At 71.8% G+C, this 16,783-nt stretch carries 13 protein-coding genes; 3 read left to right on the forward strand and 10 right to left on the reverse strand.

Annotated features, from left to right (window positions below; translation table 11 throughout):
- Nucleotides 1-65 precede the first annotated feature (65 nt).
- Nucleotides 66-554, forward strand: a complete 489-nt coding sequence (locus EJF31_RS14630) for an Lrp/AsnC family transcriptional regulator (protein WP_125037895.1) — start codon at nt 66-68, stop codon at nt 552-554.
- Nucleotides 555-566: 12 nt separating this feature from the next.
- On the opposite strand, the gene EJF31_RS14635 is transcribed toward EJF31_RS14630, so the two are convergent.
- The 5 genes from EJF31_RS14635 to EJF31_RS14655 form a co-directional block, all read right to left on the reverse strand.
- The gene (locus tag EJF31_RS14635) at nt 567-1,202 is read right to left on the reverse strand and encodes an IclR family transcriptional regulator (RefSeq protein WP_125037896.1); all 636 of its coding nucleotides are present in this window, start codon (nt 1,200-1,202) and stop codon (nt 567-569) included.
- Nucleotides 1,203-1,248: 46 nt separating this feature from the next.
- On the reverse strand, nt 1,249-2,931 hold the full coding sequence (locus EJF31_RS14640) for a DEAD/DEAH box helicase (RefSeq protein WP_373994728.1): 1,683 nt from the start codon (nt 2,929-2,931) through the stop codon (nt 1,249-1,251).
- Nucleotides 2,932-3,065: 134 nt separating this feature from the next.
- Nucleotides 3,066-3,314, reverse strand: a complete 249-nt coding sequence (locus tag EJF31_RS14645; protein WP_125038424.1) for a DUF3039 domain-containing protein — start codon at nt 3,312-3,314, stop codon at nt 3,066-3,068.
- Between the two features lie 37 nt (nt 3,315-3,351).
- Complete coding sequence (locus EJF31_RS14650) at nt 3,352-3,918, reverse strand: YqgE/AlgH family protein (protein WP_125037898.1); 567 nt, start codon at nt 3,916-3,918, stop codon at nt 3,352-3,354.
- A 162-nt stretch (nt 3,919-4,080) separates the two neighbouring features.
- Nucleotides 4,081-4,611 carry a hypothetical protein gene (locus EJF31_RS14655; RefSeq protein ID WP_125037899.1) on the reverse strand — a complete coding sequence of 177 codons (531 nt, stop codon included), beginning with the start codon at nt 4,609-4,611 and terminating at the stop codon, nt 4,081-4,083.
- Between the two features lie 132 nt (nt 4,612-4,743).
- On the opposite strand from EJF31_RS14655, the gene EJF31_RS14660 reads away from it, so the two are divergent.
- Nucleotides 4,744-5,436, forward strand: a complete 693-nt coding sequence (locus EJF31_RS14660) for a TetR/AcrR family transcriptional regulator (protein WP_125037900.1) — start codon at nt 4,744-4,746, stop codon at nt 5,434-5,436.
- A 54-nt stretch (nt 5,437-5,490) separates the two neighbouring features.
- Here the strand turns inward: EJF31_RS14660 and EJF31_RS14665 are convergent, their stop codons facing one another.
- The 5 genes from EJF31_RS14665 to EJF31_RS14685 all read right to left on the reverse strand — a co-directional run bounded on the left by EJF31_RS14665 (nt 5,491) and on the right by EJF31_RS14685 (nt 10,885).
- On the reverse strand, nt 5,491-6,504 hold the full coding sequence (locus tag EJF31_RS14665; RefSeq protein ID WP_185736289.1) for a DUF3048 domain-containing protein: 1,014 nt from the start codon (nt 6,502-6,504) through the stop codon (nt 5,491-5,493).
- Between the two features lie 135 nt (nt 6,505-6,639).
- On the reverse strand, nt 6,640-7,146 hold the full coding sequence (locus tag EJF31_RS14670) for a C40 family peptidase (protein WP_125037902.1): 507 nt from the start codon (nt 7,144-7,146) through the stop codon (nt 6,640-6,642).
- 94 nt (nt 7,147-7,240) lie between these two features.
- The gene (locus EJF31_RS14675; protein WP_125037903.1) at nt 7,241-7,999 is read right to left on the reverse strand and encodes an SDR family NAD(P)-dependent oxidoreductase; all 759 of its coding nucleotides are present in this window, start codon (nt 7,997-7,999) and stop codon (nt 7,241-7,243) included.
- 49 nt (nt 8,000-8,048) lie between these two features.
- A complete protein-coding gene (locus EJF31_RS14680; RefSeq protein WP_125037904.1) occupies nt 8,049-8,462 on the reverse strand; it encodes an HIT family protein in 414 nt (137 codons plus the stop codon).
- Nucleotides 8,462-10,885: a SpoIIE family protein phosphatase gene (locus tag EJF31_RS14685; protein ID WP_185736290.1), complete on the reverse strand. Its 2,424-nt coding sequence runs from the start codon at nt 10,883-10,885 to the stop codon at nt 8,462-8,464. The genes EJF31_RS14680 and EJF31_RS14685 overlap by 1 nt, the downstream gene beginning before the upstream one ends.
- An 85-nt stretch (nt 10,886-10,970) precedes the next feature.
- Here EJF31_RS14685 and EJF31_RS14690 point away from each other — a divergent pair, with 85 nt between their 5' ends.
- Nucleotides 10,971-16,748 carry a HAMP domain-containing protein gene (locus EJF31_RS14690; protein ID WP_125037906.1) on the forward strand — a complete coding sequence of 1,926 codons (5,778 nt, stop codon included), beginning with the start codon at nt 10,971-10,973 and terminating at the stop codon, nt 16,746-16,748.
- Nucleotides 16,749-16,783 lie beyond the last annotated feature (35 nt).

Genomic DNA, 16,783 nt, shown 5'->3' on the forward strand with positions numbered 1-16,783 from the left:
TGGGCGCACATCCTGTGCAACAGTACGTCGATAGCCTGTGCAGATTGTCCAGCAATGGAGGCCCGATGGACGTTCTCGACGGCAGATTGATCGACCTCTTCGCACAGGACCCCCGGATGGGCGTGCTCGAGGCGTCACGTCGGCTGGGCGTGGCCCGCGGCACCGTGCAGGCACGGCTCGACAAGCTGGTCGCCTCCGGGGTGATCACCGGGTGGGGCCCGGAGCTGTCCGCCGAGGCGCTGGGCTACCCCGTCACGGCGTTCCTCACCCTGGAGATCCGGCAGGACACCGAGGAGTTCCGGGGCCAGCGCGGCGGCCACGACACGGTCGGGCGGCACCTCGCGGCGATCCCGGAGGTGCTCGAGGCGCACACGATCACCGGCGCCGGCGACATGTGGGCGCGGGTGGTCGCCCGCTCCAACACCGACCTCCAGCGGGTCATCGACCTGGTCCTCAAGGAGCCGGCCATCGTCCGGTCCTCCACGGTGATCGCCCTCGCCACCCAGGTCCCCTACCGGGTCATCCCGCTGGCCCGCGAGGCCGTGCGTGCCTGAGTCGGGCCTGAGTCAGGACAGGCGGGAGGAGAACTCCGCGGCCGCGGCCGCCACGATCGGTCCGATGGTGGCCGCGTCGAGGTCACCGAGCGTCACGATGCCGATGCTGGACTCCAGTCCCTCGACGTTGCGCACGGGCGAGGCCAGCCCGCGGGCGCCCGCCTGCAGCTCGCCCGAGGTGACGGCGTACGGCGGGGCGTCGGGGCGGCGGCCCATCAGGATCGCCTTGCCGGCCGCGCCGTGGGTCAGGGGGTGCCGCGAGCCGACCCGGTAGCTGACGTGGAAGTCGGTCCAGGAGGGCTCGACGACGGCCAGCGCCAGTCCCTCCTCGCCGTCGGCGACGGTGAGGTGCGCGGTGCAGCCGACCTGCTCGGCCAGGGCCCGCAGCACCGGCACGGCGAGGTCGCGCAGCACCGGCTGGACGGCCGAGGCGAGGTGCAGCACCCCGAGGCCGACGTGCAGGCGGCCGCGGCTGTCCTTGCGCACCAGCGCGTGCTGCTCGAGCGTGCTGACGAGCCGGTAGACGACGGTCCGGTTGACCTGGAGCCGGCCGGCGAGCTCGGTGACGGTCAGGCCGCCGGGGGACGCCGCGAGGACGTCGAGCACCCGAAGGCCCCGGTCCAGCGTCTGTGACGTCTCAGCCGGCATGCTCTCGAGTGTAGGGGCCGGGACCGTGCCGGGTCGTAGCCAGAATCTAGGACGACTTGCGCGAGGCCCAGTCGCGGATCTGGTTGATCCGGGCATGCAGCTGGTCGGCCGTGGCGACCGCGGCCGCGGGTCCGCCGCACTCCTTGCGGAGCGCCGCGTGGGTGATCCCGTGGCCCTGGCCGGTGCGGTGGTACCACGCCGCGACGAGACCGTTGAGCTCGCGGCGGAGGACGGCGAGCTGCTCGTGGGTGGAGACCTCGGCGACCGTGTCCGGCTCGCTGGAGGCGGCCGACCGCGCCTTCTGCTTCTTGGCCCGGTCGCTCTGCCGCTGGTGCAGGAGCTCGCGCATCTGGGCGGGCTCGAGCAGCCCGGGGATGCCGAGGAAGTCCATCTCCTCCTCCGAGCCGACGTGCACCTCCCCCGCGTGCCCGAACTCGCCGCCGTCGAAGAGCACCCGGTCGAAGCGGGCCTCGGAGCCGAGCGCCTCGAAGGACATCTCGAGCTCCGCCGAAGCCGCCTCGCTGGCGTTGGCCTGGGCGAGCAGGTCGTCCTCGGCGGCGAAGATGTCGCCGTCGTCGTTGATCTTGCGACCCAGCACGTGGTCGCGCTGGACCTCCATCTCGGAGGCGAAGCCGAGCAGCGTGGGCACCGACGGGAGGAACACCGACGCGGTCTCGCCCCGGGTCCGGGCGCGCACGAAGCGCCCGACGGCCTGGGCGAAGAACAGCGGGGTCGACGTGGTGGTGGCGTAGACGCCGACGGCCAGGCGCGGGACGTCCACGCCCTCGGACACCATCCGCACCGCGACCATCCAGCGCCGGTCGCTCTCGGTGAACTCGGTGATCTTCTTCGACGCCGCCTTCTCGTCGGAGAGCACGACCGTGGCGGCCTCGCCGGTGATCTGGCGCAGGATCTTGGCGTAGGCGCGGGCCGAGTCCTGGTCGGTGGCGATGACCAGGCCGCCGGCGTCGGGCACGTGCCGGCGTACCTCCGTGAGGCGGCTGTCGGCCGCGGCCAGCACCGAGGGGATCCAGGAGCCCTTGGGGTCCAGGGCCGTGCGCAGCGCCTGGTTGGTCAGGTCCTTGGTCAGCGGCTCGCCCAGGCGCGCCGCGATCTCGTCGCCGGCACGGGTGCGCCAGGTCATCTCGCCGGAGTAGGCCATGAAGAGCACCGGCCGGACGACGTGGTCGGCGAGTGCGTGGGCGTAGCCGTAGGTGTAGTCGGCCAGCGACCGCGGGATGCCGTCGTTGCCAGGCGCGTACTGGACGAACGGGATCGGGTTGATGTCGGAGCGGAACGGCGTGCCGGTCAGGGCGAGGCGGCGCTGCGCGGGCTCGAACGCCTCGCGCACGCCCTCACCCCACGACAGGGCGTCGCCGGCGTGGTGCACCTCGTCGAGGATGACCAGGGTCTTGAAGCGCTCGGTGCGGATCCGCATGGCGAGCGGGTTGACCGCGACGCCGGCGTAGGTGACCGCGATGCCGACGAAGTCCTGCGAGGTCTTGCCCTTGCCCGCGGAGTACGTCGGGTCGATCGGGATGCCGGCGCGCGCCGCCGCCTCGGCCCACTGGAGCTTGAGATGCTCGGTCGGCGCGACGATGGTGATCCGGTCGACCAGGCGGCGGCCGAGCAGCTCGGCCGCGACACTCAGCGCGAACGTCGTCTTGCCGGCGCCCGGCGTCGCGACGGCCAGGAAGTCGCGCGGGAGCTCGGAGAAGTACTGCTGCATCGCCGCGGACTGCCAGGCGCGCAGCGACGGGGCCGTGCCCCAGGCCGCGCGGGCCGGGTAGGCGGGCGGGAGGGCGGGGCTGAGCTGGTCGAGCGCGGGGTCGTGGTGGGGCTGGTCCGGGTCGGGCCGTCCCGTCACTCGTCGCCCTCGTCGTCCCGCATGTTCTCCCACGCTTCCTTGCACTCGGGGCACACCGGGAACTTCTCCGGGGCCCGGCTGGGCACCCAGACCTTGCCGCACAGGGCGATGACGGGGGTGCCCATCACCATCGCCTCGGTGAGCTTGTCCTTCTCCACGTAGTGGGAGAAGCGCTCGTGGTCACCCTCGTCCGTCGGGACCGTACGGCGGTCCTCGCGGACGTCCGTGTCTGTCGAGAATCCGATGGTGGTCACGAGGAGCAACTGTAGTTCAGAAACGCCGTCAGTTCAGATCCGGATCGACGGGTCGGGTGGAGTTCCACGCCAGCTCGCCGGGCTGGCGGCGCAGCACGTCGCGCCACAGGTCGGTGGGGTCGCAGCGGAACACGTCGGGGGCCAGCGCGGGCACGACGTACCAGCTGCCCTCCTCGATCTCGCCCTCCAGCTGCTCGGCTCCCCACCCGGCGTACCCGGCGAAGATCCGCAGCCCGTCGAGGCTCCCGTCGACCAGCTCGACCGGGGTGTCGAGGTCGACCAGGCCCAGCCGCCCCTCGGCCCCGTCGACCGCCCGGAAGCCGACGGGCACGTCGTCGTCGGCGCGCAGCAGCGCCACCGCGAGGGCGCCCTCGGTGCTGACGGGACCGCCGTGGAAGAGCACCTCGGGCTCGGCGACCACGTCGCCCCAGTCGGCGAGCACCTCGGCCACCGGGACCCCCGAGGGCCGGTTGAGGACGACGCCGAGGGCGCCGTTCTCGTCGACGTCGAGCAGGAGCACGACGGTGTCGGCGAAGTTGGGGTCGAGGAGCGCAGGCGTGGCCACCAGGAGCATCCCTGCGCGTGCCTCGCTCATGGCTCCATCATCCCGCACCAGCACGGCGCCTGCCGCCCGGATCCCCCAATCAGGGGGCCGGATCGGGAAGGACGACAGCCCCGGAGGCCGACGCGAGGGAGGGAGTTCGCGGCGGGAGGACCGCGAGTGCGTCGGCAACCGGGGCTGCCTGGTCGGGGGGTGTCAGGCTGCGAGCGCCGCCCGGATCCGGTCGAGGATGCCGGGCTCGGGGGCGTGCTGGGTGAACTGGCGGAACGGGCGGTACTTCGCGCGGGCCGAGGCCTCGATCCGGGCGCCCTCACGAGCGGCGGAGACCTCGTCGTGGGCGCCGGCGCGGCCGGCCATCACGGCGAGGAGGACGTGCTCCTTGGCCGCGGCCTTGGCCATCGCCACGGCCATCCCCTCGTCGAGGGGCTGGTCGCGGTAGTGATCGACGATCGAACGGACGCCGGGGAGCTCCTCGGCGGTCTGCTGCCACGCGGTGACCACGGCCTGCTCGAGGTCCATCGGCTGGTTCATCAGCTCGCGCTCGATGCGGCCCGACAGGCGGGTGTGCCAGCGCAGCTGGAGGGCGCCGAGCAGGCTCAGCGCGTCGGGGAACGTCTCGGCCACGCCGTCGACGTCAAGAGGGAGGGTGCCGTCGCGTCGGGTGTCCGCTGCGGCGATCACGGTGCGGAGAACCTCTCCGCGTCGGTGGAAGGACTTCCAGGTCATGGTCGGCTCCTTGGGGCTTTCACCTACATACCGTTGGTACGTACTCAGAGTACGGATCCATACCAAGAGTATGCAATTCCGACGCGCGTGATCCCGGCCACCCGTACCGTCAGTCGGTCCTAGACTGCCGGGATGACCAAGTCCTCGGTGTCCAAGCTGGTCCCCAAGGTCCCCCACGTCGGGGCCAGCCGGCGGCAGCAGTACTCCGCCTCGACCAAGCGGGCGCTGGTCGACGTCGCCGAGGAGCTGTTCACCGAGCTGGGCTACGCCAACGCCTCGCTCGACGCGATCGTCGCCGGCGCGCGGGTCACCAAGGGCGCGCTCTACCACCACTTCAGCGGCAAGCAGGCGCTCTTCGAGGCCGTCTTCGAGCGCGTCGAGACCGACGCCGCCCGGGCGATCCAGAGGTCCCTCAAAGGGCACAAGGACCCGTGGGAGAAGGCCATCGCCGGCCTGCGCGCGTTCCTCGAGGTCGTCCAGGAGCCCCGCTACCGGCGGATCGTGATCCAGGAGGGCCCGGCCGTGCTGGGCTACGAGCGCTACCGCGAGCAGGAGGAGCGCTCGACCTTCGCCAACGTCCTCGACATCGTCCAGGCCGTGTTGAGCGCCGGCAAATGGAAGCTCGACGAGGCCATGCAGCAGACGTTCGCGCGGATCTTCTTCGGCGCGATGTCCTCGGCCGGCGAGTCCGTCGCGGGGGCCGAGGACCCGATCGCGGCGGCCGGCCGGGTCGAGACGGCCATCGGCTTCATCCTGGCCGGCTTCCAGGCGCTGGCCGCGTCCGGCGTGGAACTGCCGAACGGCGAGGTCATCGAGTCGAAGTGACTCGACGGCCCCGCCGTCCGGTGTGGTCTCGCGGCGTACGGCCGCGCGGTCGGGCTACTTCGTGAACGTCACGTCGCCGGTCTTGGCCGGCACCAGCTCGATCCAGGTGTGGCCCGCGGGCACGGTCAGCTTGCCGGCCCGGGTGGACAGCTCGAGCGGCGAGCCGAGGTCCTTCTTGGTCCACGTGCCGCGCACGAGGTGGCCGCCGTGGAAGATCATCGCGTCGCCCTTGCCGGTGAACTTCGTCTCCGGGACCGGATTGCCGGCCGGGTCGAGGTAGCCGGCGTCGCCGACCTCCACGCGGAGCACCAGCACGGTGTCGGCCGGGAACTCGTCACCCTTGGCGGCGTAGGTGTTCTGGTTGACGTAGCCGCCGCCCTGGTAGACCCAGTTGGTCGTGTGACCACCGGAGAACGTCGCCGCGATCGACGTGGCGGGCTGCCCCTTCGGGAAGTCCTTCTCGTCGCCCCACGGGAGGTAGTCGTCGGGGCGGGCGTCGTCCTGCTTGATCGTCGAGGCGACGTCGGTCAGGTTGGCGAACAGGTTGTACGGCGCGTGCCGCGAGTTGTCGCGCGCGAAGCCGTGCGAGCCCTCGCCGAAGAACGTGATGCCGGCGCCCTTGATGCGGGCGATCGTGCGGGCCGCCGCACCGCTGGTCACCACGTCGGCCTTGACCGGGGACACGATGCCGATGTCGCTGGCGCGCATCGAGCGGACCGGGCCGACGACACCGGGGATGTCGGAGTAGTAGAACGCCGCGAGGCGGGTCAGGCCGCCCTCGACGAGCTCCTCGACGACCATGTCCGCGTGGCTCAGGCCGAGCTGCGGGGCGCTGGAGTAGGTGTTGTCCATCTTCGCGACGAGCACCGGGTGGCTGGTCGAGGCGCTCGCGTCGCCGCTGACCTCCAGGCCGGTGAGCGGCCAGGTGGAGTCGAGCGTGGAGCCGCCGGCGATCTGCTGGGAGGCCGGGGTGTCATCGCCCGAGGAGGAGGAGTCTCCCCCGCCGCAGCCGGCAAGCAGGAGGCTCGCGGCGAGCAGGACCGAGGCGGACAGGTGGGCACGGCGCACGGGGGAGCTCCGTTCGTCTAGTGATCTGGTCGACTTCAAGTGTGCAACGCGCCCCGTCGACCATGGGGAGGCGCGCCCGGGAGGACCCGGTCGGCGAACGTACCAGAGCACCGACGGGTCCTCCTCGCGCTTGTGTCAGAGGCCACGCAGGGTGCCGGCGAACCACCGCGTGGTCCACGGGTGCTCGCGGCGCACGCGCTCGCCCTCCTGGGGCGAGTGCAGCATCAGGGCGCGGCCGTCGACCCAGCGCAGGAAGATGCCGACGTGGTAGACCCCGCCGCCGTCGGTGAAGAACATGAAGTCACCGCGACGCATGTCCCGCTTCCTGATGTGGCGCATGTGGGCGGCCTGCGCGTCCGAGGTGCGCGGCACGTGGCGGAAGCCCGCCTTGCGGAAGCTGTAGTAGATGAGCCCCGAGCAGTCGAAGCGACCCGGCCCGGCAGCGCCGTAGGCGTAGGGGTCGCCGATCTGGTTCAGCGCGATGTGGCGGCCCTTCTGGATGTGCCAGTAGCGCCAGGTGTGATGACGGTGGTGCGCGCCACCCGCGTCGGCGGCCGGGGCGATCGACATCGTGCCGGCCAGCAGGCCGGCCGTGACGATCGGGACCGCGACGAGGGAGCGCATGCGTGTGGAGGTAGGCATCCGGGCACGTTAGACAGCCCCGCGGGCCGGAAATCAAACCCGGAGGCGGTCTCCACGCGGGGCGGCGTGACCAGCCCCACGTGGAACCCGGGCGTCAGCCGAGCTTGGCGCCGCCGTCGACGTACAGCGTCTGGCCGGTGATGTACGACGCCTCGTCGCTGCACAGGAAGGCGGCTGCGGCTGCGATGTCCTCGGGGAAGCCGACGCGGCGGACCGGGTTGGCCTCGGCGTTGAGCCGGCGGAACTCCTCGACGTCCATCTTGAGCCGGGCGGCGGTGGCGTCGGTCATCTCGGTGGCGATGAAGCCGGGGGCGATCGCGTTGGCGTTGATGCCGAAGGGGCCGAGCTCGATGCCGAGCGTGCGGGTGAAGCCCTGGATGCCCATCTTCGCGGCGGAGTAGTTGGCCTGGCCGCGGTTGCCCAGCGCGGAGACGCTGGAGAGGTTGAGGATCTTGCCGTACTTCTGCTCGACGAAGTGCTTCTGGGCGGCCTTGGTCATCAGGAACGCACCCTTGAGGTGGACGTTCATGACCATGTCCCAGTCGTCCTCGGTCAGCTTGAACAGCAGGTTGTCGCGGGTGATGCCGGCGTTGTTGACGAGGATGTGGATGCCGCCGAGCTCCTCGACGACGCGGGCGATCGCGGCGTCGACGGAGGCCGCGTCGGCCACGTCGCAGCCGATGCCGATGGCCTTCGTGGCACCCAGCTTCGCGGCCGCCTCGGCCGCGGTGGTCTCGTCCAGGTCGATGATCGCGACTGCCGCGCCCTCCTCGGCAAACCGCTTGGCGGTGCCGAACCCGATGCCGCGTGCGGCTCCGGTGACGACTGCGACGCGCCCGTCGAAACGACCCATGGTGAGACTCCTCAGTGTTGCTCGGTGGTGAAGTGCGGTGGACCGGTCGTCACTCTAGGGCGGCCCGCAGCAGGCCCGCGTAGTGGTCTCGGTCCGAGGGATCGGCGTACTTCGTCCGCGGCCAGAAGAAGCCGCGGAGGCCGTCGCCCTTGGTCCGGGGCACCACGTGGAGGTGCAGGTGCGGCACGGACTGGCTGACGGTGTTGTTGACCGCGACGAACGACCCCTGGGCGCCCAGGCCAGAGACGACGGCCGCGGCGATCCGCTGGGCGGCCGCCAGGAACCCGTCGCGCAGCTCGGCGGGCAGGTCCGGCAGCGTGACCACGTGCTGGCGCGGCACCAGGAGGACGTGGCCCTTGAACACGGGGCGCTGGTCGAGGAACGCCACGAAGTCGTCGGTCGCCAGCACCACCTCGGCCTCGTGCTCGCCGGCCACGATGCCGCAGAAGACGCAGTCCTCCATCAGCCGGAGACCCGCAGCGCCAGGATCGCCATGTCGTCGCTGGGCGGGACGTCGGCGAACTCGACCACGAGGCGGCGTACGCGCTCGGCCACCGTCTGCGCGGGGAGGTCACCGGCCCGCCGGAGCTCGGCCACGACGCCCTCGTCATCGATCATGCGCCTACCGTCGCGGCGCTCCAGCACCCCGTCGGTCAGGGCGACCAGCAGCTCGCCCCGCTCGAGCACGTGCTCCTCGGCGAGGTAGTCGACCCGGTCGAGCACGCCGAGCAGCGGCTGGGGCGCACCGATCCGCCGAACGTTGCCGTCGGCGGCGGTGACGAACGGCGCGGGGTGACCGGCGTTGACCAGGCTGAGGTGCAGCCGGCCCCCCGAGATGCGGAAGATCCCGCAGACCAGGGTGAGGAAGCGGGACCGCTCCCCCTCGTCGAGGATCGCCGCGTTGAGCCGCTCGAGCATCGGGGCGACCGGGAAGCCGGCACGGGTCAGCGCGCGGATCGTGTGCCGTGCCAGCCCGGTCACCGCCGCCGCCTCGGCACCGGTGCCGCAGACGTCGCCGACCACGAAGCACCACGTGCCCGCGTCGAGGGGGAACAGGTCGTAGAAGTCGCCGCCGGCGGCCGTGCCCTCGCCCGCCGCGGCGTAGACGACGCCGACGTCGAGGCCGGTCACGTCGGGGAGCGACGGCGGGAGCAGGCTGTTCTGCAGGGCCTGGCCGGTGCTCATCAGCGCGCCGTGGGCGCGGGCGTTGTCGATGGCCAGGGCCGCCCGTCGCGCGATCGAGTCGGTCACGAGCTTGACGTCGTCGCGCAGCGGGTTGCCGGCGGGCCGGCCCAGGGTGAGGTGCCCAAAGCCACGTCCGCGCGCGACCAGGCGCAGCGTGGTCAGCTCGCCCGCGAGCACGGCGTCCTCGGTGCCCTCGAGCTCGTCGGGGCGCGCCTTGGCCAGCGAGTTGCGCAGGTCCTCGACCAGCCGCTCGTCGGCGTGCCACACCTGCTGGAGCACCGGCTCACCGCGGTCGTCGTCGAGGTAGACCGCACACCAGGTGGCCAGCCGGGGCACGACGATGTGGCCGGTCATCGCCATCGTCATCTCCTGGTCGAGCGAGGCGGCCAGCAGGTCGCCCGCCTCCGCCACGAAGGTCAGCCACCCCCGCCGTTCGCGCTCGGAGGCCTGGAGGCGGGCCCGGTCGGCGGCCAGGGCGAGCGAGTCCGCGAGCTGCTGGAGCAGCACGCACTGGTCGTCGCTGAAGCCGTGCCGGGACTCCGAGGCGACACCCAACGACCCGATCACCCGACCCGCCGCGACCACGGGCACGGCCACGAGCGAGCGCGCCGAGGTGCCCTCCAGCAGCCGCACCGTCGTGCTGGCCGCGTCCTCCACGAGCACCGGCAGATGGGGGCTGCGCGGGTCCGGGATGCCGGGCTCCCCCGCCACCAGCCGGGTGCCGCGCAGGGTGTCGGGCAGCCCGCTCACCGCGACCACCTCGAAGGCGTCGTCGACCTCGTGCCCGATGAGGAGGTACGCCGCGTCCGCGTCGAGCGCGTCGCGCACCCGCTCGGTGGCGAGCGGGAGGTAGTCGTCGACCGCGAGCCTGAGCAGCGCGTCGTTGCGCAGCCGGAGCGGGTCGGCATCGCGCCTCGGAGCCGTCGACTGCGCGCGGGCCGGGTGCTCGATCAGGGCCCGGCGCTCCTCCGGCACGAGGAGCACCGACGAGCCGTCGCCGTGGCTGCTGGCCGCGTGCGAGGCGAAGACGGGGATGGGGGCGCCCTCCGGGGAGAGCAGGGCGTAGGCCCCCTGCCAGGTGTCGGTGGTGACCGGGCCCTCGGGCGGGCGCTCGCCCGCGACCGGGTCGACCAGCTGGTGGAAGGCCCGGCCGACGACCTGCTCGGGCTGCCAGCCGAAGAGTCCGGTGGCGTCGGCGTTCCACGCCACCACGGTGCCGTCGCCGGCCAGCTCGACCACGCCGACGGTGGTCCCGTGCACCGCGACGGACTGCCGGGCTCGCGCGGGCGGCCCCTGTCGGCCCGGCGAGCGCTCGCGGTCGCAGACGAGCCAGACGCGCTTGGAGACCGGGGTGTACTCGACGCCCCACGACGAGGCCAGGGACGAGGTGATCATCAGGCCGCGGCCGCCCTCGGCGTCCGCGGGCGGCGTGCTCGTCCCGGTGGGCAGGGTGCGGGTCGGGTGCTGGTCGGCGACCTCGACACGCAACGACGCCGCGTCGAGGCGGAGGTCGACGACGGCGGTCGTGCCGGTGTGCACCACGGCGTTGGTCACCAGCTCGCTGACCACGAGCGCGGCGTTGTCGATCAGCTCGGGCGCGCCCCACTCCTCCAGCAGCTCGCGCGCGAAACGCCGTGCCTGGCCGACGGAGCGTGGGTCAGCGACGAAGCTGCGCCGGGCGCGTTGGGGAAGAGCGGACATGTGGCCTCGAAGAGGTAGGCGTGCTTCGCACATGGTGACAGACTTGCCGTCTCAGGCGCACGGCCGAGACCGAGGAGGACCCCTCATGCCCAGCACCACGTCCGCCACGAGGGTCTCGGGGGGGCGGGCAACCCGTCGAGCCACGCCCACCGAGGACAACGGCGTCGACCCGGTCCAGCTGCGTCGTCTGCTCGAGGCGCTCAACGCCATGCGGGACGGCAACTTCCGCAAGCGGCTGCCGATCTCGGGCAGCGGCCTGGCCGCCGACCTGGCCATCGTCTACAACGAGATCGCCGAGCGGCAGCAGCACCTGACCAGCGAGCTCAACCGCGTGCAGCGGGTCGCCGGTCGCGAGGGGCGGCACTCCGAGCGGCTCCAGTCCGGCGTCGGCGAGGGCGCGTGGGGCAAGGCCATCGAGTCGGCCAACGCGCTGGTCTCCGACCTGGTGCGCCCGACCGGCGAGCTGGCTCGCGTCGTCGCGGCCGTCTCCGAGGGCGACCTGACCCAGCGCATGGACGTCGACCTCGACGGCCAGCCCCTGCGCGGCGAGCCGCTCCGGCTGGCGCGCAGCGTCAACGGGTTGGTGGACCAGCTCTCGGGGATCTCCACCGAGATCACCCGCGTGACCCGCGAGGTCGGCACCGAGGGCAAGCTCGGCGGCCAGGCCCGCGTCCGCAACGCCGACGGCAGCTGGCGCGACCTCATCGATGCGGTCAACGCGATGTCGTCGCGGCTGACCGCACAGGTCCGCGACATCGCCCTCGTCACGACCGCGGTCGCCAACGGCGACCTGTCCAAGACCGTCACCGTCGAGGTGTCCGGCGAGATGGCCGATCTCAAGCAGACCGTCGACCGGATGGTCGACCAGCTGTCGTCCTTCGCATCGGAGGTGACGCGCGTGGCCCGCGAGGTGGGCACCGAGGGGCGGCTGGGTGGCCAGGCCGACGTACGCGGCGTGTCGGGCACCTGGAAGGACCTCACCGACTCGGTGAACATCATGGCCTCCAACCTGACCAGCCAGGTCCGCGGCATCTCCTCGGTCGCCCAGGCGGTGGCGCGGGGCGACCTGAGCCAGCAGATCACCGTGACCGCGCGCGGCGAGGTGGCCGAGCTGGCGCAGACGCTGAACTCCATGACCGCGACCCTGCAGACCTTCGCGGACGAGGTCACGCGCGTGGCCCGCGAGGTGGGCACCGAGGGCATGCTCGGCGGCCAGGCCGACGTGCCCGGCGTGGCGGGTCGGTGGAAGGACCTCACCGAGTCGGTGAACTACATGGCCGACAACCTGACCGCGCAGGTGCGTGACATCGCGCAGGTGACCACGGCCGTGGCGCGCGGCGACCTGAGCCAGAAGATCACCGTCGACGTGAAGGGCGAGCTCGCCGAGCTCAAGAGCACCGTCAACACCATGGTCGACCAGCTGTCCTCCTTCGCCGACCAGGTCACGCGTGTGGCCCGCGAGGTCGGCAGCGACGGCATCCTCGGCGGCCAGGCCGACGTCCCCGGCGTCGCCGGCACGTGGAAGGACCTCACCGACTCGGTGAACTCCATGGCCTCCAACCTGACCAACCAGGTGCGCAACATCGCGCAGGTGACCACCGCGGTGGCGCGCGGCGACCTGAGCCAGAAGATCACCGTCGACGTGCGTGGCGAGCTCGCCGAGCTCAAGACCACCGTCAACACCATGGTCGACCAGCTGTCCTCCTTCGCCGACGAGGTCACGCGCGTGGCCCGCGAGGTCGGTGGCGAGGGGCGCCTCGGCGGCCAGGCGGCCGTGCCCGGTGTCTCCGGCACGTGGCGCGACCTGACGGACTCGGTGAACTTCATGGCCGGCACGCTGACGGCCCAGGTCCGCAACATCGCCGAGGTGACCACCGCCGTGGCGCGCGGCGACCTGACCCGCTCCATCACGGTCGAGGCGCGCGGCGAGATCCTCGAGCTCAAGAGCACCGTCAACACCATGGTCCAGCAGCTGTCGTCCTTCGCCGACGAGGTCACCCGCGTGGCGCGCGAGGTGGGCACCGAGGGCCAGCTCGGCGGCCAGGCCGACGTGCACGACGTGTCGGGCACGTGGAAGGACCTGACCGAGAACGTCAACATGATGGCGGCCAACCTCACCAGCCAGGTCCGCAACATCGCCGAGGTGACCACCGCGGTCGCGAGCGGCGACCTGACCCGCAAGATCACCGTCGACGCCCGCGGCGAGATCCTCGAGCTCAAGAGCACCGTCAACACCATGGTCGACCAGCTGTCGTCGTTCGCCGACGAGGTCACGCGTGTGGCCCGCGAGGTCGGCACCGAGGGCATCCTGGGCGGCCAAGCGCGCGTGCCCGGCGTCGCCGGCACCTGGCGCGACCTCACCGACTCGGTGAACTCCATGGCCTCCAACCTGACCAGCCAGGTGCGCAGCATCGCCGCCGTCTCCACCGCGGTCGCGCGCGGCGACCTGAGCCAGAAGATCGCCATCGAGGCCCGCGGCGAGGTGGCCGCGCTGGCCTCGACCATCAACGCGATGGTGGACACCCTGCGCGCGTTCGCCGACGAGGTCACCCGCGTGGCCCGCGAGGTCGGCACCGAGGGCATCCTCGGCGGCCAGGCCCACGTCCGCGGCGTCGCCGGCACGTGGAAGGACCTCACCGACTCGGTGAACTCCATGGCCGGCAACCTGACCAGCCAGGTGCGCAGCATCGCGCTGGTCACCACCGCCGTCGCGCACGGCGACCTGACCCAGAAGACGTACGTCGACGCCCGCGGCGAGATCCTCGAGCTCAAGACCACCGTCAACCGGATGGTCGACCAGCTGTCGTCGTTCGCCGACGAGGTCACGCGTGTGGCCCGCGAGGTCGGCACCGAGGGCAAGCTCGGCGGCCAGGCCGAGGTGGCCGACGTCTCCGGCACGTGGCGCAAGCTGACCGAGAACGTCAACCAGCTCGCCGGCACCCTCACCACCCAGCTCCGGGCGATCGCCGAGGTCTCCACCGCGGTGACCCAGGGCGACCTGAGCCAGCAGATCACCGTCGAGGCCGAGGGCGAGGTGGCCGAGCTCAAGGACAACCTCAACCAGATGATCGACAACCTGCGCGAGACGACGCGGGCCAACCAGGAGCAGGACTGGCTCAAGACCAACCTGGCACGCTTCACCGGCCACATGCAGGGTGGCCGCGACCTGCTCGACGTGACGCGGTTGATCGTCAGCGAGCTGACGCCGCTGGTCGGCGCCACGCAGGGCTCCTTCTTCCTCACCGAGTCCGGTCCCGAGGGCGACTCGCTGCGCCGGATCGCGTCCTACGGCTTCCGCCGCCGGGAGAGCGTGCCGGACGTCTTCGGCTTCGGCGAGGGCCTCGTCGGGCAGACCGCCGTCGCCCGGCACACCGTGCGGATCACCGACGTGCCCCGCGACTACCTCCGCATCTCCTCCGGGCTCGGGGAGGCACCGCCGCTGGAGATCGCGATCCTGCCGGTGGTCTTCGAGGAGCAGGTGCTCGGCGTGGTCGAGCTGGCGTCGTTCTCGCCGTTCACGACCGTGCACATGCAGTTCCTCGAGCAGCTGATGGAGATCATCGGCGTCTCGCTCAACGCGATCATCGCGAGCTCGCAGACGCAGCTGCTGCTGGTGGAGTCCCAGCGGCTCGCGGGCGAGCTGCAGAACAAGTCGGGCGAGCTGCAGACCCAGCAGCGCGAGCTCCAGCAGAGCAACGCGGAGCTGGAGGAGAAGGCGCGGCTGCTCGCGCGCCAGAACCGCGCCATCGAGATCAAGAACCTCGAGATCGAGGACGCCCGGCGGGCGCTGGAGGACCGCGCCGAGCAGTTGGCCCTCTCCTCGCGCTACAAGTCGGAGTTCCTGGCCAACATGTCCCACGAGCTGCGCACCCCGCTCAACTCGCTGCTGATCCTGGCCAAGCTGCTCACGGACAACCCCGACGGCAACCTCAACAGCCGCCAGGTGGAGTTCGCGCAGACCATCCACAGCGCCGGCACCGACCTGCTGCAGCTGATCAACGACATCCTCGACCTGTCCAAGGTCGAGGCCGGCAAGATGGACGTCCACCTCGCCGACATCGCCGTCGCCGGGATCGTGGAGTACGTCGAGGCGACCTTCCGCCCGCTCACCGCGGAGAAGGACCTCGACTTCACCGTCGAGATCGCGCCCGACGTGCCCCGCACGCTCTACTCCGACCAGCACCGGCTCCAGCAGGTGCTGCGCAACCTGCTCTCGAACGCGGTGAAGTTCACCTCCGCGGGCAACGTCACCCTGGCCATCCGGCACGCCGGCGAGGAGCGCTTCCAGATGGCGCCGCTCACCGCCGCCGAGCACGTGCTGGCCTTCGAGGTCTCCGACACCGGCATCGGCATCGCACCCGAGCAGCTGCGCACGATCTTCGAGGCGTTCCAGCAGGCCGACGGCACCATCAGCCGCAAGTTCGGCGGCACCGGCCTGGGCCTGTCGATCAGCCGCGAGATCGCCCGCCTGATCGGCGGCGAGATCCACGTCGAGAGCGACCCCGGACGCGGCAGCACGTTCACCCTCTACCTGCCCGTCCGGTACGACGGCAGCCGGGCGCCGCAGCCGGAGGCAGCCGGCCCGCGGCAAGAGGCGACGCCCGAGGCGGAGAAGCCCTCGGCCGCCGAGCTCATGCACGAGGTGATCGTCGACGACGAGCCCGCGATCCACGAGGGTGACCGCGTCCTGCTGGTCGCACTCTCGCAGGCCGACGTGGCCCGCGCGGCGGTCGACATCGGCCGGGGCCACGGCTACAAGGTGGTCGCGACGCTGCAGGCCGACGACGCCCTGGTCGTGGCCCACCAGCGCGTGCCGGCTGCGATGGTCGTCGGGGGCGACATGGTGACCCACGACGGCAGCTCGCTCCTGCACGGACTCAAGCGACACCCGACGACCCGGCTGATCCCGACCGTGGTCACCCACGCGCCGGGCGCCGTCGAGGACGCCCGTGACGGCCTCGTGGCCGGCGCGCTCGGGGTGCTCGAGGAGCCGATCACCCGGGCCCGGCTCGACGCCGCGCTCGAACGCGTCGACGTCTTCCTCAACACCGCGCACCGCCGATTGCTCGTCGTGACCGAGCAGGCCGCCGGCGACGCGTCGGCGGTGGCCGAGCGGGTCTCGACCCTCGAGGGGATCGACGTCGAGGTCGCTGGCAATGCCAGTGACGCGACCACGGCCCTGGACGGCGACGCCTACGACTGCGTCGTGGTCGACCTCGGCCTGAGCGGCGGAGGCGGCTTCGACGTGCTCAAGCGGATCCGCTCCCGGAAGGCCCTGCGCGCCACCCCGGTGGTGGCCACCGGCGTGGACGACCTGTCGGCCCGTGAGACCAACCGCCTGCAGCCCTACGCCGAGACGCTCACCCTGGCGCGGCCGGGCTCGGTCGACCAGGTCCTGGACGCGGTCTCGCTGTTCCTGCACCGTGCCGACGTACGCCCACCGGTGCCGGCCCTGGTGCCGACCGCCGAGCCGCGCGAGGGCGAGCAGGTCTTCGTGGGACGGCGGATCCTGATCGTCGACGACGACGTCCGCAACGTGTTCGCCCTGACCAGTGCCCTCGAGCAGCACGGCATCGACGTGCTCTACGCCGAAAACGGCGAGGCGGGTCTGGAGACGCTGCGCCGCGAGCCGGAGATCGACCTGGTGCTGATGGACGTCATGATGCCGGGCATGGACGGATACACCGCGATGCGCGAGATCCGGAAGATGCCGTCGTTCCGCGACCTTCCGGTGATCGCGCTGACCGCCAAGGCGATGCCCGGCGACCGCGACAACAGCCTCACCGCCGGCGCGTCGGACTACGTCACCAAGCCGGTCGACGTCGACCAGCTCCTCTCCGTCTTCCGGTCGTGGCTCTCATGAGCACCCCATCCGGATGCTCACTTCGTTCCGCTCCG

The sequence above is a fragment of the Nocardioides sp. LS1 genome, from assembly GCF_003865225.1.
Lineage (GTDB): Bacteria > Actinomycetota > Actinomycetes > Propionibacteriales > Nocardioidaceae > Nocardioides > Nocardioides ginsengisegetis.